The sequence below is a fragment of the Sporomusa sp. GT1 genome, assembly GCF_014634905.1.
Classification (GTDB): Bacteria; Bacillota; Negativicutes; order Sporomusales; family Sporomusaceae; genus Sporomusa; species Sporomusa sphaeroides.
This window is the reverse complement of the sequence record NZ_BMBX01000003.1, coordinates 101,385-122,582: the sequence shown is the minus strand read 5'-3', so window position 1 is coordinate 122,582 and position 21,198 is coordinate 101,385. Positions and strand designations below refer to the sequence as shown.

The 21,198-nt window shown below is 49.6% G+C and carries 17 protein-coding genes and 2 other annotated features (1 of these 19 cut by a window edge); of the genes, 5 read left to right on the top strand and 12 right to left on the bottom strand.

The annotated features are described in order from the left end of the window. Positions 1-19: a binding site (T-box leader), on the bottom strand (it extends 251 nt beyond the left edge of the window). A gap of 58 nt (positions 20-77) precedes the next feature. From GT1_RS06140 to GT1_RS06100, 9 genes are all read right to left on the bottom strand, one after another. Then, a complete protein-coding gene (locus GT1_RS06140) occupies positions 78-1,199 on the bottom strand; it encodes a mechanosensitive ion channel family protein (RefSeq protein ID WP_188398000.1) in 1,122 nt (373 codons plus the stop codon). Between the two features lie 228 nt (positions 1,200-1,427). Continuing rightward, a complete protein-coding gene (locus GT1_RS06135) occupies positions 1,428-1,997 on the bottom strand; it encodes an aminodeoxychorismate/anthranilate synthase component II (RefSeq protein WP_188397999.1) in 570 nt (189 codons plus the stop codon). Further along, positions 1,994-3,478, bottom strand: coding sequence for an anthranilate synthase component I (trpE, locus tag GT1_RS06130; RefSeq protein WP_188397998.1), 1,485 nt, complete (start codon positions 3,476-3,478; stop codon positions 1,994-1,996). Before trpE ends, GT1_RS06135 begins: the two co-directional genes overlap by 4 nt. Continuing rightward, positions 3,478-4,272, bottom strand: coding sequence for a tryptophan synthase subunit alpha (gene trpA, locus GT1_RS06125; protein ID WP_188397997.1), 795 nt, complete (start codon positions 4,270-4,272; stop codon positions 3,478-3,480). The genes trpE and trpA overlap by 1 nt, the downstream gene beginning before the upstream one ends. Continuing rightward, positions 4,269-5,450, bottom strand: coding sequence for a tryptophan synthase subunit beta (trpB, locus tag GT1_RS06120; protein WP_188397996.1), 1,182 nt, complete (start codon positions 5,448-5,450; stop codon positions 4,269-4,271). The genes trpA and trpB overlap by 4 nt, the downstream gene beginning before the upstream one ends. Next, positions 5,443-6,240 (bottom strand): indole-3-glycerol-phosphate synthase, encoded by a 798-nt coding sequence (locus GT1_RS06115; protein ID WP_188397995.1) that lies wholly within the window; start codon positions 6,238-6,240, stop codon positions 5,443-5,445. The genes trpB and GT1_RS06115 overlap by 8 nt, the downstream gene beginning before the upstream one ends. Before the next feature lie 6 nt (positions 6,241-6,246). Next, a complete protein-coding gene (locus GT1_RS06110; protein WP_255430417.1) occupies positions 6,247-6,810 on the bottom strand; it encodes a phosphoribosylanthranilate isomerase in 564 nt (187 codons plus the stop codon). A 32-nt stretch (positions 6,811-6,842) separates the two neighbouring features. Beyond that, positions 6,843-7,880 carry an anthranilate phosphoribosyltransferase gene (gene trpD / locus GT1_RS06105; protein ID WP_188397994.1) on the bottom strand — a complete coding sequence of 346 codons (1,038 nt, stop codon included), beginning with the start codon at positions 7,878-7,880 and terminating at the stop codon, positions 6,843-6,845. 43 nt (positions 7,881-7,923) lie between these two features. Further along, positions 7,924-8,259: a binding site (T-box leader), on the bottom strand. A 115-nt stretch (positions 8,260-8,374) separates the two neighbouring features. After that, positions 8,375-9,106, bottom strand: a complete 732-nt coding sequence (locus tag GT1_RS06100; protein ID WP_188397993.1) for an HAD family hydrolase — start codon at positions 9,104-9,106, stop codon at positions 8,375-8,377. A gap of 174 nt (positions 9,107-9,280) precedes the next feature. On the opposite strand from GT1_RS06100, the gene GT1_RS06095 reads away from it, so the two are divergent. Further along, on the top strand, positions 9,281-10,186 hold the full coding sequence (locus GT1_RS06095) for a DMT family transporter (RefSeq protein ID WP_188397992.1): 906 nt from the start codon (positions 9,281-9,283) through the stop codon (positions 10,184-10,186). A gap of 86 nt (positions 10,187-10,272) precedes the next feature. Here GT1_RS06095 and GT1_RS06090 read toward each other — a convergent pair whose 3' ends face one another. The 3 genes from GT1_RS06090 to GT1_RS06080 all read right to left on the bottom strand — a co-directional run bounded on the left by GT1_RS06090 (position 10,273) and on the right by GT1_RS06080 (position 15,827). Further along, the gene (locus GT1_RS06090; protein ID WP_188397991.1) at positions 10,273-11,472 is read right to left on the bottom strand and encodes an electron transfer flavoprotein subunit alpha; all 1,200 of its coding nucleotides are present in this window, start codon (positions 11,470-11,472) and stop codon (positions 10,273-10,275) included. 17 nt (positions 11,473-11,489) lie between these two features. Continuing rightward, positions 11,490-12,275 (bottom strand): electron transfer flavoprotein subunit beta/FixA family protein, encoded by a 786-nt coding sequence (locus tag GT1_RS06085; protein ID WP_188397990.1) that lies wholly within the window; start codon positions 12,273-12,275, stop codon positions 11,490-11,492. A 120-nt stretch (positions 12,276-12,395) separates the two neighbouring features. Beyond that, positions 12,396-15,827, bottom strand: coding sequence for a DNA polymerase III subunit alpha (locus GT1_RS06080; protein WP_188397989.1), 3,432 nt, complete (start codon positions 15,825-15,827; stop codon positions 12,396-12,398). A 202-nt stretch (positions 15,828-16,029) separates the two neighbouring features. Here GT1_RS06080 and GT1_RS06075 point away from each other — a divergent pair, with 202 nt between their 5' ends. The 4 genes from GT1_RS06075 to GT1_RS06060 all read left to right on the top strand — a co-directional run bounded on the left by GT1_RS06075 (position 16,030) and on the right by GT1_RS06060 (position 21,190). Continuing rightward, a complete protein-coding gene (locus GT1_RS06075) occupies positions 16,030-16,899 on the top strand; it encodes an ABC transporter substrate-binding protein (protein ID WP_188397988.1) in 870 nt (289 codons plus the stop codon). A 22-nt stretch (positions 16,900-16,921) separates the two neighbouring features. Beyond that, a complete protein-coding gene (locus GT1_RS06070; RefSeq protein WP_188397987.1) occupies positions 16,922-18,877 on the top strand; it encodes a peptidase U32 family protein in 1,956 nt (651 codons plus the stop codon). Positions 18,878-18,920: 43 nt separating this feature from the next. Continuing rightward, the gene (locus tag GT1_RS06065) at positions 18,921-20,225 is read left to right on the top strand and encodes an aspartate aminotransferase family protein (protein WP_188397986.1); all 1,305 of its coding nucleotides are present in this window, start codon (positions 18,921-18,923) and stop codon (positions 20,223-20,225) included. Between the two features lie 176 nt (positions 20,226-20,401). Then, a complete protein-coding gene (locus GT1_RS06060) occupies positions 20,402-21,190 on the top strand; it encodes an electron transfer flavoprotein subunit beta/FixA family protein (protein ID WP_188397985.1) in 789 nt (262 codons plus the stop codon). Positions 21,191-21,198 lie beyond the last annotated feature (8 nt).

Sequence of the window (21,198 nt, the reverse complement as noted above, 5' to 3'; positions counted from 1 at the left end):
TCCTCTTCATAGTCTTTAATTGCTATTTTTACTACTATACCATGCGGTTGTTTTTTATTCAAGCACCAACCACACAGTTACAGGGCTTTTTCTGCGATATTGTCTGTCATAGAGGGCTCAACATAAACACTGGTACTTGGCAAGGCAACAAACACACCCTCTTTCTCCAAAACCTCCATAATTCTGAGATTAATATCCTGCTTAATATTGAGGTACTTTTCCCAAACAATGGTTTTAGCAAAAAAGTATAAAAATATTTCCAGACCATTTTTTCCAAAGGAATCGAATTTGACAAATATCATTTTTTGATCAATTTCCGGATGTGTCCGGAGAATGTTTTCAATCCCGGCAATGCATGCTTCCAACTTATAACTGGGGGTATCGTAACGCACGTTTAATTGAAAAGTTATCCGGCGTAAATTACGTTTGGTAAAATTTATAATAGAAGTATTTACCAGATTGGAGTTAGGAACAGTAACCAGTGCCGCGTCAAAAGCCCTAATTTTAGTGCTTCTGAAATTAATGTCTTCAACCGTTCCTTCAACATCACTTGCTTTTATCCAGTCGCCAATACTAAACGGTTTGTCTGTGATAATAATAATTCCGGAGAAAATATTGGCAATAAGGTCTTTTGCTGCCAGGGCAAAAGCCAGGCCGCCAAGCCCCAGACCGGCTATAAAACCATTGACATCATAGCCCCAGGTACTGGCGATGGCAACAAAGGCTAACGCCAGCACAACAAACCGCATTACTTTTGAAAAAAACGGAATTAAAATTTTGTCTATTTCGTGATTAAAAATCTGGTGGATTCTATCTTGGTTTTCAGAATAATAACCGATTAATGCATTTATAGCACTTGAAAATAAAATAATACTGCCTGTTCTCAATATATTATTTAGTACAGAGTTGAAGGTGTCAGGCAAGAAGTTTTGCAAGGCAAGGTAAATACCGACAAGTACAATTAAATTCCTGATAGGTACACGGACAGTATTAAGAAAAGAATGCTCCTGAGTGTCATTGTTTCGGTGAATAAGCCTGAGAATAAATGCAAAGATATAATTAGTAAAGAGATTTTGAAATCCCCAAAATACAAAAAAAATAAAAACAGATACTGCCAGTTTGGATAGGTATGAGTAGTCTGTAATAAATGCCACTACGGCATGTAATGGCTCCGGTATGTAGATACCGCCCACTTCCATCTTTCTTCCCCCTCCTTGTAGTGCTCAAATATAATGGCCGGAATCCTTAGCAAAAAAGCCAAGTATTACAGCCATTGTCCTCCAAAAGAGTTGCCCCTAACAACCAACCTGATTATATTATAGAAGTTTTAACTTTATTTTTCAAGCTTTTCATCGGTATACTCCTCTGCAAGAAAGCGGAAATCTTCTTTAAAATATATTTATTACTTTATGAGAAGTGTATGAAACTTATCTTACCTTAACAAGAAAATTCTCCAGTATTTTATTTCCTTGGGGCGTCAGAATAGACTCAGGATGAAACTGCACTCCTTCTACATCATACTTGCGGTGTCTAAGGCCCATAATTAAATCATCCTGCGAACTGGCCGTAATTTCCAGGCAGTCAGGCAGTCCTGCTTTATCAACAATCAGTGAGTGATATCTGCCCGCAGTAAACGGCTTGGGCAAATCACGGTAAATGCCCTGCCCCCGGTGAATAATGTACTCGGCTTTGCCATGCACAGGCTGCGGTGCGCGAACCACCTTTCCGCCAAATACTTCACCGATAGCCTGGTGGCCAAGACAAATTCCCAATATGGGAACTTGTCCGGCAAACCGTTCGATAACCGCTTTGCTAATACCCGCATTTGCCGGAGTTCCAGGTCCGGGTGAGATAATGATCCCGCGATATCCCGCCCCGGCAATTTTTTCTATGGTAGTCATGTCATTGCGAATGACCGTTGCCGGGTAGCCCAGACCAGCCACATACTGATACACGTTATAAGTGAACGAGTCATAATTATCGAGCAGTAAAATCATGTTATCGGAGCCTCCTCCAGCAATTGCATTAATACCCGGGCTTTATTCATAATTTCCCGGTATTCCATTTCAGGTATGGAATCGGCGACAATGCCCGCCCCGGTCCGAACCGTCACCTGCTGTCTGTCAATCATCAGCGTACGGATGGTAATACAGGTATCCATATTACCTCTGAAATCAAAGTATCCAACCGCGCCGGCATAAGGACCGCGAATATCCCCCTCCAGTTCGTGAATGATTTCCATGGCCCGCACTTTAGGCGCACCACTCACCGTACCTGCCGGAAAGCAGGCGGTGAGCACATCCACAGCCGAAAATTCAGGCGCCAGTTGTCCGGACACCTCTGACACAATATGCATGACATGGGAGTATTTTTCCACTTCCATCAGCCTGTCAATATGCACTGTTCCCGGCACGCTAATCCGTCCTAAATCATTGCGGCCAAGGTCGACAAGCATGGCATGTTCGGCCCGCTCTTTGATATCGGCCAGCAGTTCCCCGGCCAGCCGCTCATCTTCCGCCGCGCTCTCACCCCGGCGGCGCGTTCCGGCAATCGGACAAGTCAATACTTTGTTGTCTTCCAGCTTGACCAGCCGCTCCGGCGAAGCCCCGACAAGCTGCCGTTCGCCAAAGTTAATATAAAACATGTACGGTGAGGGATTGGCTTGCCGCAGCCGCCGGTATAGTGAAAACGGCGGACTGGCTAACCGGTAGTGGAAAGGGCGTGACAGCACGACCTGAAATAATTCGCCTGCCGCAATGTATTCTTTGGCTTGTTCTACCATCGCCAGATATTGTTCTTTACCCGGTACCGCCTCCCCGACTCTGTCGGCTGCCACCGGCCGGCCTGTCTGCTCTGACTCATCCTCAGGCAAAGGAACAGGCTGTTTAAGCTTGGCCGCTAATTCCGTCAGCTCCTGTACTGCCTGTTCATAGGCGCCAGAGGCCTGAGCAGTTGACGTGACATGCACCAAATTTATCAGCCTGGTAGAATGAGTCAGATGATCCATAACCAGGATGTATTGGCAAACCATTTGCTCGATAAGCGGCAATTCATCCGGAATATCCAGGCCACGTACCCGTTCCCAGGACACTACCGCTTCATAGGCGGCATATCCCACCGCGCCACCGGCAAAAGGCGGCAGTTCCGGCAGCTTGGGCATAGAAAACTTCTTTAAAAAATCTTTGAACACCAGATGCGGTTTGCCGCTCTCCTGTGTTGAACATTCGCCAACTGTTATGTCAGCCCGGTTTTTGCAGGCAGTAAAAACAGCCAGCGGCTTTGTACCGATAAAGGAATACCGTCCAAAGGTCTTGCCTGTCTGCGCACTTTCCAAAATAAATCCCGGACTTTCTCCCACCAGTTTGTAATACAGGGAAACCGGAGTTTCCAAATCGGTAGACAATTCCATGGTAACAGGCAATAACGTATATTGATCAGCTAACTGGCAAAATTCCTCCTTGCCCGGATATATTCGCATCAGCAGCCACACTCCCTGTCCAGCGCCTGTCTGAGCGAATGGGTAAATTCCGCTGCCGCCTCAACCCCGTCCTGCATCAGTCGTTCCATAACAGCGCTGCCGACAATGACTGCGTCAGCGTGCTGAGCGGCTTGACAGGCGGCAGCCGGGCTGCCGATTCCAAAACCAATGGCCAGGGGTAAATCTGTTTCCCGGCGGACAGCCGCTAACAGCGGCGCTAACTGCTGGTAGTCAATCTGCCGCACACCAGTGACTCCGGTACTTGAAATACAATACAAGAAGCCGGAAGCCTGCCGGTAAATGTCTTTTAATCTGGCAGGAGTGGTGGTAGGAGCAAGAAACCGGATGAGGTCAAGACCGGTCTTAAGGCAGGCAGGTTCTACGGCACTTGCCTCTTCCAGTGGCACATCAGGAATAATTAATCCGCTAACACCGGCCTGGGCAAAATCAGCGGCAAACTTCTCCACCCCGTATTGCAGTACAGGATTGTAATAGGTCATAACTGCCAGTGGTATAGAGGCTTCCCGCCTGATATGCGCTGTCAATTCCAGTAACTTGCCGGTGGTGGCGCCTGCCGCCAGCGCCTGGGTTGCTGCCTGCTGGATGATGGGACCATCGGCCATGGGGTCGGAAAACGGCAGTCCAAGTTCGATTATGTCGGCGCCGGCGGCTTCCAGCGCCTTCACGGTCTCAAACGTAACATGGTAATCAGGATAACCGGCTGTCAGATAAATAATTAAGCCTTTGCGCCTCGCTGCTTTCAAATCGCATAATTTTTCCGTTATCTTGCTCATATCCGTCCCTCCAATACATCGGCCACCATCTGCACATCTTTGTCGCCCCGCCCTGACAGGCAGACAACAATCGCGTCCGTTGCCTTGGTCTGTGGCATTAATTCTTCCAGGTACGCCAAAGCGTGAGAGCTCTCCAGCGCCGGGATGATTCCCTCCAGCCGCGCCAGCTGTTGAAAAGCAGCCAGTGCCTGCTTATCGGTAACCGACGTGTAGGTTACCTGTCCGCTATCTTTGAAGCAGGCATGTTCCGGCCCAACTCCCGGGTAGTCAAGACCGGCTGATATAGAGTAAGCCGGAATAACCTGACCTTCACCATCCTGCCGGAGATAGCTTAGAGCTCCATGCAATACACCAGGCCTGCCGTGGGTCAATGAGGCCGCATGTTCACCGGTGCTAAGCCCTTTGCCGGCAGCCTCGACGCCAATCTTACAAACTGCCGCGTTATCTCGGAATGGATAAAAAATTCCCATGGCATTGCTGCCGCCGCCAACACAAGCAACCATATATTTTAGCTCAGCCCCAATTTCTTCAACCTGCCGGGTGACTTCCCGGCCGATAACTGCCTGAAAGTCTCTTACAATCATCGGATACGGATGCGGGCCGACTACTGAGCCAATAATATAGTGGGTATCCTGAATATGGGTTACCCAGTACCTGATGGCTTCACTGGTAGCATCTTTAAGCGTACCGCTGCCGCTGGTGACCGGCATGACTTGTGTACCTAACAGGCGCATGCGGAAAACATTCAGCGCCTGCCGCTCCATATCTTCCTGGCCCATAAAAACGCAGCACTCCATGCCGAACAGCGCCGCCACCGTGGCGCAGGCTACCCCATGCTGACCGGCGCCGGTCTCGGCGACAATACGTTTCTTCCCCATTCTCCTGGCTAATAGTGCTTGACCAATGGCATTGTTAATCTTATGGGCGCCGGTATGGAGCAAATCTTCCCGTTTCAGATAAATTTGTCCCCGTCCATAATGCTGCGTCAGCTTGGCGGCATGATACAACCGGGTGGGACGCCCGGCATATTCATTAAAGTAAAACTCCACTTCAGCTTGAAAACCGGCATCTGCTTGCAAGGCACGATAGCTTTCCTCCAGTTCAATCAGGGCCGGTATAACCGTCTCAGGCACAAACCGGCCGCCGTAGCTGCCAAATCTTCCATTTTTATCAGGCATTATTGTCTCTCCCTTCCTCTTTAGCACTGAGCAAAGCAAGCTCGCGGGTTTTAGCGGCAATATCCCCGGCTGTTACCAGCCCTTCGCCGACCAATATGCCGTTTACCCCAGCCTGTTTCAGTCTTAGCGCGTCTTGCCTGGCCGTAATGCCGCTTTCGCTGATAAGCAAGCGCCCTCCCGGTTCATAATAGGGCAGCAAGGCAAAGGTTTGCTCGATACTGGTGGTAAAGGTCTCCAGATTGCGATTGTTGATGCCTATCAGTTTCGCCGTTGTCTGCTGCACCTGCTGCAGTTCCGGCAGGGTGTGCACTTCCACCAATGCGTCCATCCCCAAATCGGCGGCAATCCCGATAAAGCGGACAAGTTCGTCTGCGGTTAATATGGCAGCAATAAGCAGTACAGCATCGGCGCCTGCTGCCCGGGCCGCATAGAGCTGGTATTCGTCAAGGATAAACTCTTTGCATAACACCGGCAAATCAATCGTTTGCTTTACCCTGGCAATATCGTCAATACTGCCGCGAAAAGCGGCGTTGGTATGCACCGATAACGCGGCGGCGCCATGGGCGGCGAAAACTCCGGCAAGCTCCGGTACCGAATAGCCGGCACACAGCGTTCCTTTAGCCGGAGAAGCCAGCTTGCACTCGGCAATCAGTGTCCAGTCACGCTTTTTAATAGCCGTACTGAAAGCATATTTTCCGGCAACTATATCCTGCTCGATAACCACAAGCGGTTTATTTTGTTTAGCCAACGCTACCGCCTGTCTGGTCTGATCCACAATGATGTTCAGCATTTTGGTCTATCCCCCTTTGGCTGCCGTGATGAATTGTTTAATTTTTTCAATATCTTTTATCCCGTTGGTTTCCACACCGCCGGATACGTCAACACCGTCAGGACTGAGGACGGCAATTGCCTGAGCCACATTTTCCGGGGTGAGACCTCCTGCCGCCAACAGTGGTCTTGGTGCCTGCTTAGCCAGTGTTTGTGCTGCCTGCCAGTCAAAGGCCCTGCCTGTTCCCCCTTGCACCCCGGCAGTAAAGCTGTCAAACAAAGTCCATGATGTCCGATACCCGTTGAAAGCGGCTCTACTAAAACCCGGACCAATTCTAAAGGCCTTAATCACCGGATAACCAACCAGGCGGCAATACTCAGGCGGTTCATCACCATGCAACTGCACATAATCCAACTTGCACGCCGAGGCTGCCTCCCGTACTTCAGTCAGCGGCGCATTAACAAATACGCCGACCTTGCCAATCTGCGAAATCCTGCAGGAAATTTTCCTGGCCTCTGCCAGCGTAATACGCCGTTTACTTGGCGCAAACACAAAACCAAGCCAATCTGCGCCAAAATCATAGGCCGCCAGCGCCGCCTCCAGGGTATTGATACCACAAATTTTTACGATAATGCTAATCCCTCCTCCTGATACCCTTGAGTAAACTTCCTCAATTCCTCCAACTTGCCCAGGGCAGCTCCGGTATCAATGCTTAGTGCAGCTAGCTGCAGCCCTTCCCTGATATCTGCCGCTGCCTCCGCAACAACCAAAGCTGCGGCGGCATTGATCAGGACAATATCGCGTTTAAAACCTTGCTCGCCGTTTAGTAGGGCAAGAATAATCCTGGCGTTGTCTTCCACGGTGCCGCCTCGGTAATCAGCCTGCGTGCAGGTGCTAAAGCCATAGGCTTTAGGGTCAATTACATAGGAGCGGATTTCCCCCTGATAAACTTCGGCAACCTTTGTCGGCAGGGCTGTTGATATTTCATCAAGTCCATCCAGGCTGTGCACAACCATCGCCCGTGTTATTCCCAGTTCGGCAAGTGCCTGTGCGGTTTTAGTCGTTAATGCCGGATCATACACTCCGATCAGCTGACAATGAGCGCCTGCCGGATTAGTCAGCGGGCCAAGCAAATTGAACACCGTTCTAAACCCCAGCTCCTGCCGCGAATTGACGGCATATTTCATTGCCTGGTGAAAGCGAGGGGCAAAGATAAAGCCGACGCCAATGGTATCAATAGCCTCTGCCACTCCCTGCGGCGGCAGCTCCAGTTCTATTCCCAGAGCTTTTAGCACATCGGCACTGCCGCAAGGGCTGGACACACCGCGATTGCCGTGTTTAGCCACATTCAGCCCGGCTCCTGCCAATACAAAGGCAACCGCTGTCGATATATTAAAAGTTCCGCGTTGATCGCCCCCGGTGCCGCAGGTATCAATTATTCTGGGAGATTTGCATTCTACCCTGAGTGCCTGACTGCGCATGGTCTCAGCAAAACCGGCCACCTCCATACTTGTTTCACCCTTCATGCGCATAGCTGTCAGAAAGGCGGCAATTTGGGCTTCGCTGCTCTTGCCTGACATGATTACCTGCATGGCATTTTTTGCTTCCTCGCGGGAAAAATGCCGACCGGCTATTACCTGAGAGAGATAGTCCTTTAACATAATGTCCAGCCTCCTTTGCTAAAAAAAAACAGACCATTTCACCGAAAGGGGCGAAATGGTCCGCGGTACCACCCTATTTTGGCAAGTACAGTCAATTGGGTAAATAAAAAGACCATTTCACCCCAGGGGCGAAATGGTCGCGATACCACCCTATTTGAAAAGTCTGCACTTTCCCTTATTCAGGTACGGGACAAAAAATCCGATACCCTAGCCTGTTAACGGCGGCATCCGGCCCAGCCTACTTGCAATTGCTTTCGGTGGACAGCTCACAGGTCCATTCCATATGTTCTCCAGGCCGGTCATCACACCTCCGGAAATCCGGTCACCGGCTCGCTGAACTGAAGTGTACAAATGTACTCGTCCTGCTCACAGCTTTTTACACAAATTAACTTTAGCGTTATTCTATCCCATGTTTTTTGTTTTGTCAAGATTATTTTTTCCGGCAATAACGCAAGTTATACCGGAAAATTCGGCGTAAACTACCGCCAGGTACATTAGCTGACGCCACCATTCTCTGCTTTGATGATGTCTGCAATACTGTCAGCCAATTCCTGCAATGTTCCTTGGTAATCGGTTGTAAAATCCAGTTTTTTAGAATTTAACAGGCAATCTGTTACCAAATAAGTCTTCATGCCAATGTTAGCTGCCGCTAAATCTTCTTCAACATCATTTCCCACCATCAGGCACTCTTGTGGCTGCCGGTCAATCCGGTCGATGATTTCCCGATAATAATCGGGATTGGGCTTGCAAAAATGACAGTGTTCATAACTGGTAACATGTTTAAAGCTTATATCCCCTAAGCCAGCCCAGTCAATACGCTGCCTGACAGCATGCAGCGGGAATATCGGGTTAGTAGCCACAATTACCTCCAAGCCAAGTTCAAGTACCGCCATAACGGCCTGCCGGGCAGCCTTACTGGCTCTGGTTGTTGGCTTTACCAGGACAAAATCCGTCTCATAGAAAGTATCCATAACCGGCACAAGCACATTCTCGGCGATACCAACATTAGCTAAAAAATCCTCCCAAAACACCTGCTGATTAGTTTTGGTTTTATCCTTGCTGTTAATCATAGTCCCGGTCGAGGCTAACAGCTGGTTAATGAACTGTTTGGGTTCGGCGATGCTGGCTGCCCGCCGCCCCATATGCTTTAAGTATTCACGGAAAAACGCATCCTGATCAAGGGGCAATAAGGTTCCATCAAGGTCAAAAAGTACACTCTTTATCATGTAGGCAAAAACTCCCTCAACGTAATCTGTTTGCTGCTATACCATAAGTTTACTAAAAAAACTCCTTACAGCCAAGCACGGAATTAAATCTTCGCTTTTTGCCTGCACAGCAAGCAGGAATCCAGTGATTTTCATGGTATATGTATAGGATACATTTACTTAGAGGTGTTAACAATGCAGGTACATCTCGTCCTGGCGCTTGTCGCCTTACTCTGGGGATTGAACCCGCCGGTAATGAAAATCGGCCTGCTCCATATACCGCCTATGCCTTATAACGCAGTCCGCCTCTTCGCGGCACTAGCCGTTGCCTGGCTGATTTTACGCCGTTTGTGTATCTGGATACCTTTACGGCAGGAAGATAAAAAATCTGTCCTTATTTCCAGCCTGGGGTTCTTCTTTTTTCAGCTTTTTTTCACTTTCGGCCTGCAGCTCACCACTGCCGGCAACTCATCGCTAATTCTGGGCTGTCTGCCTGTCAGTGTAGCTTTAATCAGTCACTTTCACCGGTTGGAAGCTATCAAGCCGGATATCATCAAAGGCATTGCCATCTCCCTGTTTGGAGTAGTTTTGATGGTAGCAGGAACAGGCAGGGAAGTCAGTCTTGCCGGTAATCATATCCAGGGAGCGCTGTTGCTTTTGGCCGCACAAATGTGTTATGGCTATTATACCGTTTTCTCCCGCCCATTGTCGGCAACCTATTCGGTTTATCAGATTACAACCTATATCCTGCTCATTTCCAGCGGCCTCTTCGCCCTGGTATCCCTGCCCTCCATGCTTGCTGTTGATTGGCAGGCAGTCCCGTGGCCGGGCTGGGCCAGCTTGTTATATTCCGGCATATTCCCGCTCTGCCTGGCCAATTGTCTCTGGATTTGGGGAACAGCCAAGGCAGGCAGTGCCACCGCATCGCTGTATAATAATGTGGCTCCGGTTTTTGCGGTTGGCGCCGGGTATCTGTTTCTGGGTGAAACCTTCGGCTGGCTGCAATTCTTTGGCGCTATGATAATTTTAACCGGTTTGTATGTTGCTAAAAGACAGAGCGCAAAATCGACACCGGCGAGTGGCACTGATCTGCGTAAGTGAAAATAAAGGAAAGGTATACTTTCTATCAGGATAAAATAAGTCCCGCATTCCCTAGTCTGGAGTGCGGGACTTATTATGTATACTAATCAGCAAGCCTGCTTAAGCTTTTTAATCTCCTCAATCAGCACAGGCAGCACGTCCAAAGCATCACCCACAATGCCAAAATCAGCAAATTTAAAAATAGGCGCATCGGCATCTTTGTTAATAGCGATAATGATGTCCGAGGTCGACATACCGGCTAAGTGCTGGATGGCACCACTGATGCCGCAGGCAATATAGACTTTGGGAGCTACGGTTTTGCCGGTTTGTCCGACTTGATGGATAGCCGGCTTCCAGCCGGCGTCAACAGCCGCGCGGGAAGCACCGACAGCGCCGCCGAGTACATTGGCCAATTCTTCAATAAGCGCAAAGTTTTCGGGTTTACCCATTCCCCTGCCGCCGGAGACAATGAACTGAGCTTCGTCAAGGTTACAGGAGGCAGTTTCGCTGAGTGTCAGCAATTCAATAAATTTTGTCCGGATATCTTCGGCCTTGACTTTGCTTGCTACCCGCACCAGTTCGCCGCTGCGAGAGGTATCAGGCACAGGACGTTTGAATACATTGGGCCTGACAGTGCCCATCTGCGGCCGATGATTAGGACACAGAATGGTAGCCATAATATTGCCGCCAAAGGCCGGCCGCGTCCAGGCAACAAGCCCGGTTTCCTCATCAATGCCTAAGCTGGTGCAATCAGCCGTCAGACCTGTACCTACCCGACAGGCCACCCGCGGGCCAAGGTCGCGCCCGTCATTGGTCGCCCCCATCAGAATAACAGAAGGTTTATAGGCAGTGATTAAATCGGTTAAAGCAATGGTATAAGCATCGGTGCTGTAGTGCTTATATTCTGCGCCTTCCAGCAAATACACTTTGTCGGCACCGCTGGCAAACAGCTCCCGGGCTAAGGGTTCCACCCCTTCACCGATAACTACGGCAGCCAGTTCCTGTCCCATCGCATCCGCAAGCTTACGGCCTTCCCCCAGCAGTTCCAGTCCGACATTACGAGCCTTGCCCTGGAATTGTTCAATATATACCCATACACCCTGATAATCACCGGTATCTGCTGCCGGTTCTGCCGCAGCCGGACGAGTGATGGCCGTTACGGGACATACATCAATACATGCACCACATACTGTGCAAGCATCGGTAATTACTGCTTTATCGCCTTCCATGACAATCGCGCCGAATGGACAGGCACCGACACAGGCACTGCAGCCTATGCACTGTTCTTTATCTACAATTACAGCCATTTATAATTCCCCCTGCATCAGATAATTTTAGCCTGATTTAGTTTAGTCAGCAACCGGGTTACAGCGGCACGGGCAGTATCTTCCTGAATAATCTCACCCTGTACCCGCTGCTGGGGGGTAAAGATGCGGCGAACCTGGGTAGGTGAACCTTTAAGGCCAATCTCGTCCAAATTTACATCAACATCGGCAGCCGTCCAGACAGGTACCTCTTTGCGATTGGCTTTCATTCTGCCTTTAATACTGGCGTAACGCGGTTCATTGATGGATTTTACCACACTAACTAACACAGGCAATGTAGTTTCAATAACTTCATAACCTTCTTCGTGCTCACGTTCCACTCTGACTACCCCAGCGGTAATGTCAAGTTTGGAAACATAAGTAAGCTGACTGATAGCCAAATGCTCCGCAAGCTCCGGTCCTACCTGGGCGGTATCCCCATCAATGGCTTGCTTGCCGCAAAGAATAACATCAAAATTACCAAATTTCTTAATACCTGCAGCCAGGGTCCGGCTGGTAGCCAGTGTATCGGCACCGCCAAAAGCGCGGTCACTCAGTAAAACAGCCTCATCGGCCCCCATGGCAATACACTCTTTCAGCGCTTCGGCAGCCTGAGGCGGTCCCATAGAAATTACCGTTACCCGTCCTCCGTGCTTTTCTTTGAGTTTCAGCGCTTCTTCCAAAGCATTTTTATCAAAAGGATTTACAATACTTGGCACACCCTGACGAATCAGCGTATTGGTCTGCGGGTCAATTTTAACCTCAGTAGTGTCAGGCACCTGCTTGACACAGACAATGATTTCCATGCGATATCCTCCTGTTGTACAATATCCGATTAATAGCAACAAATGTAATATCTCTTATTCTAATATTATTTACGGGACAACTGCAACATTTTTCGCAAATCAATTGAAAATTCGTTGCGATTAAGCAGTCGTTACAGTTCCTTTGCCCAAAAGCCCTTCAATGGCAGCAACAGCTGCCGGTGTCGGCTCAATCCAATATTTTTTCTCTGTCTTTATCACCCGTGTCCGGCTGCTGCCGGTCAGATGCAAATAAACGGCTGCCTGGCCATTGTATTTGGTGAGCAATTCCTGCAGCTTGGCTAAAATGACCGGTGTTTCCTGCTCCTGGCCCAAAGTAATTCTAACCTCGGCGCCGGCGTTTTCCAGCAAACTGATATTGTCAGCCATAACCTTGGCGCCTTCTTCGTGAATATTCAGCCGTCCGGAAACCAGGACAGGTAAATCCGGCGCCAACAGGCGGCCAGTTTTTTCAAAAACCTTGGGAAATACGATGACTTCCACTTGTCCGGAAAAATCTTCAAGGCTGATAAAACACATCATACTGCCGTTTTTGGTATTAATGCGCTTGGCACTGGCAATGAGCCCGCCCACCCGGATGGGCTGCCCGTCGGTATATTGACCTTCGGCCAAAGTGCCCAGTGCCGGCAGCGTCTCCAATTTAGCACGATATTTATCCAACGGATGACCGGTTACATAAAATCCGGTTATTTCTTTTTCCAAGGCTAGTATCTGTTCCTGCGGCATTTCGGGTATATCCGGCAGGCTGACATCATTTACGCATTCCAGCGTATCGTCCCCAAACAGTCCCAATTGTCCGCTGGCCGCGTCCTTCTGGCGGCAGGCAGCCACTTCGACAGCTTGCTCCAGTACGTGCAGCAGCTGGGAACGGCGGGCATTAAGCGAATCAAAAGCCCCGCATTTGATCAAACTTTCAATAACCCGTTTATTCACCAGCCGCATGTCAACACGGGAGCAAAAATCAACAAGCGACGTAAATTTACCGCCCTTTTGCCGGGCCTTAATAATGCTTTCCAAAGCATTGCCGCCGGCATTTTTTACCCCGGCCAAGCCAAAGCGAATGGCCTCGCCGTCAACCGAAAACGAACTGCCGCTGGCATTAATATCCGGCGGTAAAACGGCAATACCCCGGCGGCGGCATTCTTCAATATAGTACCCCACTTTGTCATTGGTTCCCATGACGCTGGTAAGCAGTGCTGCGTAAAACTCCTGCGGATAGTGCGCTTTTAAGTACGCTGTCTGATAGGCAACCAGGGCATAGGCGGCACTGTGGGATTTGTTAAAACCGTAGTCGGCAAAATGGGTCATAAGTTCGAAAACATCATGAGCCAGTTTCGCGTCTATCCCCCGTTCGGCGGCCCCTTGGAGAAAGTTTTCCCGCTGCGCGTCCAGCACATCATGTTTCTTTTTCCCCATAGCCCGGCGCAGCAGGTCGGCTTGTCCCAGGGTAAACCCGGCCAGGGTGGACGCAATCTGCATAACCTGCTCCTGGTACAGGATAACACCAAAGGTATCTTCAAGGATGGGCTCTAAGAGCGGGTGCAGATAGGTAACTACCTTCTTACCGTGGCGGCCATCAATAAAATCAGATACCATACCGCTTCCCAAAGGACCCGGGCGGTAGAGCGCCACCAGGGGAATGAGATCGTCAAACCGTTCCGGCCTCAAGTCTTTCACCAGATTGGTCATGCCGCTTGATTCCATTTGAAACACGCCGGAGGTATCACCGACAGCCAGCATAGCGCAGGTTTTGGCATCTTCCAGCGGAATGGTTTCAATATCCAGTTCCTGGCCCCGGTTTTCCCGGATGAGGGCGATGGCATCACCAATAACCGTCAGGGTTCTCAGTCCCAGCAAATCCATCTTCAGCAGACCGATTTCTTCAATCCGGTCTTTGTCAAACTGAGTGGTAAGAAAACCTTCACTGGAGAGCTGCAGCGGGGCAAAATGTGTCAGCGGTTCTTTCGCAATAACCAGGCCGGCGGCATGGGTGGAAGCATGGCGCGGCAAGCCTTCCACCGCCATGGCAAGATCAACCAGTTTCTTTACTGTTTCTTCGCTGTCATAGAGGTCTTTTAACTCCCGATTGGCTGTTAACGCTTTTTTCAAGGTGATACCCAGTTCGGCAGGCACTAATTTGGCAATACGGTCAACCTCGCCATAGGGCAGATTTAACGCCCGTCCCACATCGCGGATCGCCGCCCGCGCCGCCATAGTTCCAAAAGTGATAATTTGCGCTACCCGGTCACTGCCATAGCGTGCTACAACATATTCGATGATTTTACTGCGGCGTTCATAACAAAAATCTATATCAATATCAGGCATGGATACCCGTTCCGGATTTAAAAACCGTTCAAACAGCAGGCCGTATTTAAGCGGGTCAATATTAGTAATGCCTAATAAATAAGCAACAATACTGCCAGCCGCCGAACCCCTTCCCGGCCCTACAGGAATGGACTGGCTGCGGGAATAGTTGACAAAGTCCCAGACAATGAGGAAGTAGCTGGAATAACCCATTTTTTTTATGACACCCAGTTCATAAACAAGCCTTTCCTCCACTGCCGGCGTTGCCTGCGGATACCGCCGGCAAACCGCCTCCCGGCATAGCCGGGCAAGATAGTCATCATCATTGATGCCATCCGGTGTAGGAAAATCAGGCAGGTAGAGCCGGTCAAAATCAAAGGTGACATTGCAGCGTTCAGCAATCTTCAGGGTATTGCTCAAAGCTGCCGGATACTCGGCAAACAGCTCAGCCATTTCCGCCGGACTTTTCAAGTAAAAATCGTCACTGGGAAACCGCATCCGGCTGGGCTCGTCCACCGTCTTGCCTGTTTGAATACAAAGCAGAACATCATGGCATTCGGCGTCCTCTTTGTTAATATAATGAGCGTCATTGGTGGCAACAAGACCAAGTTCCAGCTTTGCCGCCAGTTTGACCAAGTGCTGGTTTGCCTGTTTTTCTTCAGGCATTCCGTGATCCTGCAGTTCAATAAAGAAATTGTCCTGTCCGAAAATCTCCTTATACTCAGCAGCCAGAGCCTCGGCCCCGGCCAAGTCTCCCCGCAAAATCGCCGCAGGTATCTCACCGGCAATACAGGCACTTAAGCCAATCAGGCCTTCACTATGGCTGCGCAGTATTTCCCGGTCAATCCGGGGTTTGTAATAAAAACCTTCACTGTAGCCGCGCGATACCAATTCGATAAGATTGCGATACCCCTGTTCGCTGGCGGCCAGCAGCACGAGATGATAATATGACTCCCCTTCCACAGCCGCTTTATCGAACCGCGAGCGTGGCGCAACATATACTTCACAGCCGATAATTGCTTTAATGCCATGCTTCTTGGCTTGTTTATAAAAATCGATTGTGCCGTACATCGTACCATGGTCGGTCATGGCTACTGCCGGCATTCCCATTTCCTTGGCCCGGCGCACCATATCTTCAATTCGGGCAGCGCCGTCTAACAGGCTATATTCGGTGTGATTATGCAAATGGACAAAAGATACGCCTGTATTATAAGTTTTATCAGTATTCATAAGGTTTCTCATCATCCCTGTAATCATCATTCAGCAATCTTTGCTGTAGCATGAAACATATATCTTTCTTTGTGTATTATATCATATTCTTGCGAAACAACGTGGTTTAATTTTTGTCCCTTGTTTTGTCAAGCTCATAGCAGGTATTTGTCAATTTCATGTGGAAATTGTACAAAAAAGAAAGGCGAGAGGTGTTATTTACTTGCATAATATAGGGATTTTACAGTTAACGCAGAATCTGGATGATGCCGTACACGGCTTTAAATCCGGGCTGACCGGACAAGATTTGGCTGTTGAGTTTCATTATGTAAATGCCGATGGCGCTTTGCATGATTTACCGCAGCTTGCCGGCAAACTGGCTAAACAAAAGGTTGATCTCATTTTTGCCTGTTCTACCCCGGCTGCGCAGGCGGCTGTTGCTTTAGCAGGCAATATCCCGGTAGTTTTCACACCGGTCTTTGACCCGGTAGGCGCGGGACTGGTAAAAACCATGGACAAGCCGGGGGGCAAAGCCACCGGCATGGCAGGCATGGTTCCGGCTGCCGCCAAAGCGGCGTTTATCAGTGAGCTTTTGCCGGCAGCTAACAACATCGGCATTTTATATCACAGCGGCGACAGCAATGCCCTGCTGGAGATAAGTAATTTTAAACAAGCGGCAGCCGGCCTGTTTACCCTTGTTGAACTGCCTGCAGACAAAGCTGAGGATTTGTCTGTATTGGCAGATAGACTGCCGCCAGACCTGGATGCTCTGTTTCTCCCCATTGGGCGGGTCATCGAAGAAAATTTCGCCAGTGTAGCCTACTATGCCGAAGCGGCAAACCTGCCAATCATTACTTCCCATGCCCCCAATGTGCCGTCAGGAGCATTAGGAGCGCTTGTAGCCAACCACTTCGAACTGGGACGCGCTTGTGGTTCCCAGGCCGCACAAATTCTTGCCGGGGCTGAACCTGGCAATATTCCTGTCGGTATTGTTGAACATCCCGAAATTCAACTGAATACCTTCGTGGCAGCTAATCTGGGAATTGAACTGTCTCCGTCACTGCTGGTCAAAGCGAAAGAAGTGTTTGAGTAATTCTTAATTTGGAGTGAACTACATGCTATTAACCCGGCAATCTGTTGAACTTTTAGCGCCTGTCGGCACTTGGGAAGTATTAGAAGCGGCAATTACAGCCGGCGCCGATGCCGTATATCTTGGCGGCAAACGCTTTAACATGCGCCTGCACCGGACTGATACCAATTTTGATGATAAAAAACTGGCTCAGGCCATTACCTACGCTCACGCCCGTAACGTCCGTCTATATGTCACTGTCAATAACCTTATCAGCGAACGGGAAATCCCCGGTGTGCGCGATTATCTCAAATTTTTAAATGAAATCCAGCCAGATGCCCTGATTGTCCAAGACCTGGCCATCCTGGAACTGGCGCGGGAAATCAACCTTACTGTTCCCCTGCACGCTTCAGTTATGATGAATACTCATAATGAACATACCATAAAAGCGCTTATGGACTATGGCATTACCCGGGTGGTAACCAACCGTGAATTGACCTTGTCCCAACTCTCGCTGCTCAGAGAGCGTACCGGCGTTGAACTGGAATATTTCATTCATGGCGACATGTGCGCAGCTCACAGCGGTCAGTGCTTCCACTCCGGTGTAGTATTCGGGCAAAGCTCCAACCGCGGCCGCTGCCTGAAACCCTGCCGCTGGCCCTACCAGCTTGTCGACACCCTTACCGGTCAGGCTGTGGCCGCGAAGGACCCCGGACCTTATAAATTAGCACTTAAGGATATGTGCATGTACACGGCTTTACCGCAGTTGATTCAATCCGGTGTCTGCTCCTTCAAAATTGAAGGGCGCATGCGTACGGCCGATTTTGTCAGCCGGATCGTAAGGCTATACCGCAAAGCCCTTGACCGCTATATTGCCGACCCCAATGGTTACACCTTTGATGTTACAGACTGGCAAGAACTTTATGAATACCGCTCCCGTGACTTTTCAACCTGTTATGCGCTAGGCAATCCAGGGGCCAGCTCTATTGGCTATACCGGCGAACGCGAGCCCCGCTTTTTCAGTCAGGCAGTCAAAGAAGCCGGCGTCACCGGCAGTGCGGCTGTCCTGGTACCAAATACCGGGTCGGACAATCCGTCCCTGCGGCAGCGTCCTGCTCTTGCCGTGCGGGTGGCTGACCTTGCTTCACTAACCAGCGCCTTTGCCAATGGTGCCGATATTGCCTATATTGGCGGTGAGGCTTTTGCTCCCGGTAAGCCCTGGAGTCTGGAGGATATAAAAACTGCCGTCAAACTGGCTGATGACCAGCAAGCGCAGGTTATTGTCACTACGCCGCGCATTACCATGGAACGGGAAGCCGGCGAGCTTGAGCAATTATTTGCCGGTTTGGAAACCTTAAAGCCACATGGCCTGATGGTTTCCAATAGCGGCATGCTGCGCCTGGCAAAACAGACATCCGGCCTGTCAATCCAGACTGACTTTTCATTTAATCTCTTCAATCACCTTACCGCCGCCTGGCTCAAAGACAATGGCGCCAGCAAAGCAACGATCTCCCTGGAAGCCACTTATGAACAAATTACCGAACTGGCCAAGCACAGCTCATTGCCGCTGGAAATGATTATTCATGGCGCCATTGAGGCCATGGTGCTTGATCACTGTATACCGTCAGCCATTATGGCCGGCACTGCCTCCCATCCCTGCCAGGACCTGTGCTCCAACCGGCACTACTCTCTCTTAGACAGTGCCGGTGAACGGCATGACATTAAGATTGATCAATACTGCCGCAACCATATTCTCTTTGCCAAAGATTTGTGCCTGCTTCCCCACCTGGCTGCACTTATGCAGGCAGGCATCGTTAATTACCGGATTGAAGGCCAGCATTACAGCCCCGAACTTGTCGGCATAATTACAGCTGCCTATCGCGCAGAACTTGACAAACTGGCTTCTGGTGATACCTATGTGTTTGACAAAACAATTATTGACAGAATTGCCGGCCCGCGGCAGTTGGGTATCGGGGCTTTCCGCTATCGCGTATCACGCTAGACTGTTGGCTAAAATTTGCTGCTGAGGCTGAAAGGATGAAAATATGACTGCGATAAACCAGGAGCAATACTTAGGACCTGATGAAATCCTTCGCAAAAAGAAGGAGTACATGATCCCTTGCGTTTACCATTTTTATGCCCAACCGATGCAGTTAGTCAAAGGGGAAATGCAATACCTGTATGACCATACCGGCAAACAATATCTTGACTGCTTTGCCGGAGTATCTGTGGTTAACTGCGGCCACTGCCACCCGGAGATTACCAAAGCCGTCTGTGACCAGGTGATGACCCTGCAGCATACCTGCACCATATATCTTACCGAGAATATTGTTAATTTGGCGCAGCGCCTGTCCCAAATTACCCCCGGACGCCTCCAGAAAACCTTTTTCTGTTCCAGCGGCACCGAGGCCAATGAAGGTGCTGTCCTGCTAGCATCAATCTATACCGGCAAACAGGAATTCATCAGCCTGCGCCAAGGCCTGCACGGCCGTACCAAACTGACCATGAGCCTGACCGGTTTGTCGATGTGGCGTACCGATACCAGCCCGGTTGGCGGCATCAGCTTTGCGCCCAATGCCTACTGCTACCGCTGCCCTTATGGCAAACGCCATCCTGAATGTGACCTGGCTTGCGCCAATGAACTTGAAACAATAATTAAGACCACCACCGCCGGCCAGGTTGCCGCCTTTATCGCCGAACCCATTCAGGGCAATGGCGGTATCATTACCCCACCGCCCGGTTATTTTAAACGGATCAAAGAGATTCTGGACAAATACAACATTCTCCTAATCATTGATGAAATCCAGACCGGCTTTGGCCGTACCGGCAAGATGTTTGGGATTGAACATTACGGTGTGGAACCGGACATTATGACTATGGCCAAGGCCTTAGGCAATGGCACACCTGTCGGCGCCTTTACTGCCCGTCCTGAAATAGCCGACACCTATACCCGCCCCGGCGCTTCAACCCTTGGCGGCAACCCGGTTACTTCGGCCGCTGCTCTGGCAACCCTGGAGGTGCTTACCAAGAACAACCTGACCGCACAGGCGGCCCTGCTTGGCGAATATCTCAAACAAGGTCTGACCGAATTACAAAAAAAGCATCCCCTTATAGGTGATATTCGCGGCCATGGCCTCATGCTCGGAGCGGAAATAGTCAAACCGGACAAGTCGCCGGCAACCGAACAGCTTGACCGCATGTTGGAAGAGATGAAAAACCGCGGTTTCCTTATTGGCAAAAATGGCCCTGACCGCAATGTAATGGCCTTCCAGCCGCCACTGGTTATTACCCGTGATGATCTGGATAACTTATTGAATAATTTGGCTGATGTACTAGCCACAATGGATTAATCCTATTAAAACTAAGGTTATTCTCCACATTGCCCGCACTTCGGAAAGCTTTCCGGGTGCGGGCTCTTTTTTATAGTAAAAAACTGTGTTCCTAAGGTAAATAAGTATAAGCTAAGCAATATCTATTCATGCTATAGCTAACAAAATTGTCTTGTTAAACAGGGAGGGTTCTGTATTTGAATATCGTCGTTTGTATCAAACAAGTTCCCGGCACCACCGAGGTGGAGGTAGACAAAGAAACAGGTGTCCTGAAACGTGAAGGGGTAGATTCCAAGATGAACCCTTACGATTTATATGCTGTCGAAACAGCCCTGCGGCTTAAGGAGCAGCATAACGCCGTGATTAAAGCAGTAAGCATGGGCCCCCCTCAGGCGTCTGTAATTATTCAGGAAGCCTTTATGATGGGCGTTGATGAAGGAATTTTACTGACAGACAGAAAATTTGGCGGTGCCGATGTGTTGGCAACATCGTACACCTTAGCACAGGGTCTTAGAAAAATGGGTGATATTGACCTCATCATTTGCGGCAAACAAACCACCGATGGGGATACCGCCCAGGTCGGTCCGGAGCTGGCTGAATTTTTGGGTATTCCCCATGTGGCTTATGTACGACGGATCGTAGAAGTCAAACAACACTCTATTATCGTAGAAATGGATATGACAAATACCGTGGAAACTGTTGAAGTATTATCCCCCTGCCTGATAACCGTTGAAAAAGAAATTTTTCAACCCCGCCTCCCCTCTTTTAAATTAAAGCTGCAAACTAAAGATAAGGAGATAGCCTTCTACGGGTTGAAAGATTTTACCGACCAGAACGAATTAAAATACGGCCTCAATGGCTCACCGACAAGGGTGCTGCGGATTTTTACACCTGAGTCAAACATTGACAGAGAAATCTGGCGCGGCAACGCTGATGAACTGGCAGGCAAAATGGCAGCAAAATTGCAAGCATGTAAGCTGGTGTAAGGAGGACG

Bases quoted from the DNA above. Each gene is read 5' to 3' on its own strand.
- GT1_RS06135 (WP_188397999.1), bottom strand. From the start codon at position 1,997: ATGATTTTACTGCTCGATAATTATGACTCGTTCACTTATAACGTGTAT.
- GT1_RS06095 (WP_188397992.1), top strand. From the start codon at position 9,281: ATGCAGGTACATCTCGTCCTGGCGCTTGTCGCCTTACTCTGGGGATTG.
- GT1_RS06085 (WP_188397990.1), bottom strand. From the start codon at position 12,275: ATGGAAATCATTGTCTGTGTCAAGCAGGTGCCTGACACTACTGAGGTT.
- GT1_RS06065 (WP_188397986.1), top strand. From the start codon at position 18,921: ATGACTGCGATAAACCAGGAGCAATACTTAGGACCTGATGAAATCCTT.
- trpA (WP_188397997.1), bottom strand. From the start codon at position 4,272: ATGAGCAAGATAACGGAAAAATTATGCGATTTGAAAGCAGCGAGGCGC.
- trpB (WP_188397996.1), bottom strand. From the start codon at position 5,450: ATGCCTGATAAAAATGGAAGATTTGGCAGCTACGGCGGCCGGTTTGTG.
- GT1_RS06080 (WP_188397989.1), bottom strand. From the start codon at position 15,827: ATGAATACTGATAAAACTTATAATACAGGCGTATCTTTTGTCCATTTG.
- GT1_RS06140 (WP_188398000.1), bottom strand. From the start codon at position 1,199: ATGGAAGTGGGCGGTATCTACATACCGGAGCCATTACATGCCGTAGTG.
- GT1_RS06070 (WP_188397987.1), top strand. From the start codon at position 16,922: ATGCTATTAACCCGGCAATCTGTTGAACTTTTAGCGCCTGTCGGCACT.
- GT1_RS06100 (WP_188397993.1), bottom strand. From the start codon at position 9,106: ATGATAAAGAGTGTACTTTTTGACCTTGATGGAACCTTATTGCCCCTT.
- trpD (WP_188397994.1), bottom strand. From the start codon at position 7,880: ATGTTAAAGGACTATCTCTCTCAGGTAATAGCCGGTCGGCATTTTTCC.
- GT1_RS06090 (WP_188397991.1), bottom strand. From the start codon at position 11,472: ATGGCTGTAATTGTAGATAAAGAACAGTGCATAGGCTGCAGTGCCTGT.
- GT1_RS06115 (WP_188397995.1), bottom strand. From the start codon at position 6,240: ATGCTGAACATCATTGTGGATCAGACCAGACAGGCGGTAGCGTTGGCT.
- trpE (WP_188397998.1), bottom strand. From the start codon at position 3,478: ATGCGAATATATCCGGGCAAGGAGGAATTTTGCCAGTTAGCTGATCAA.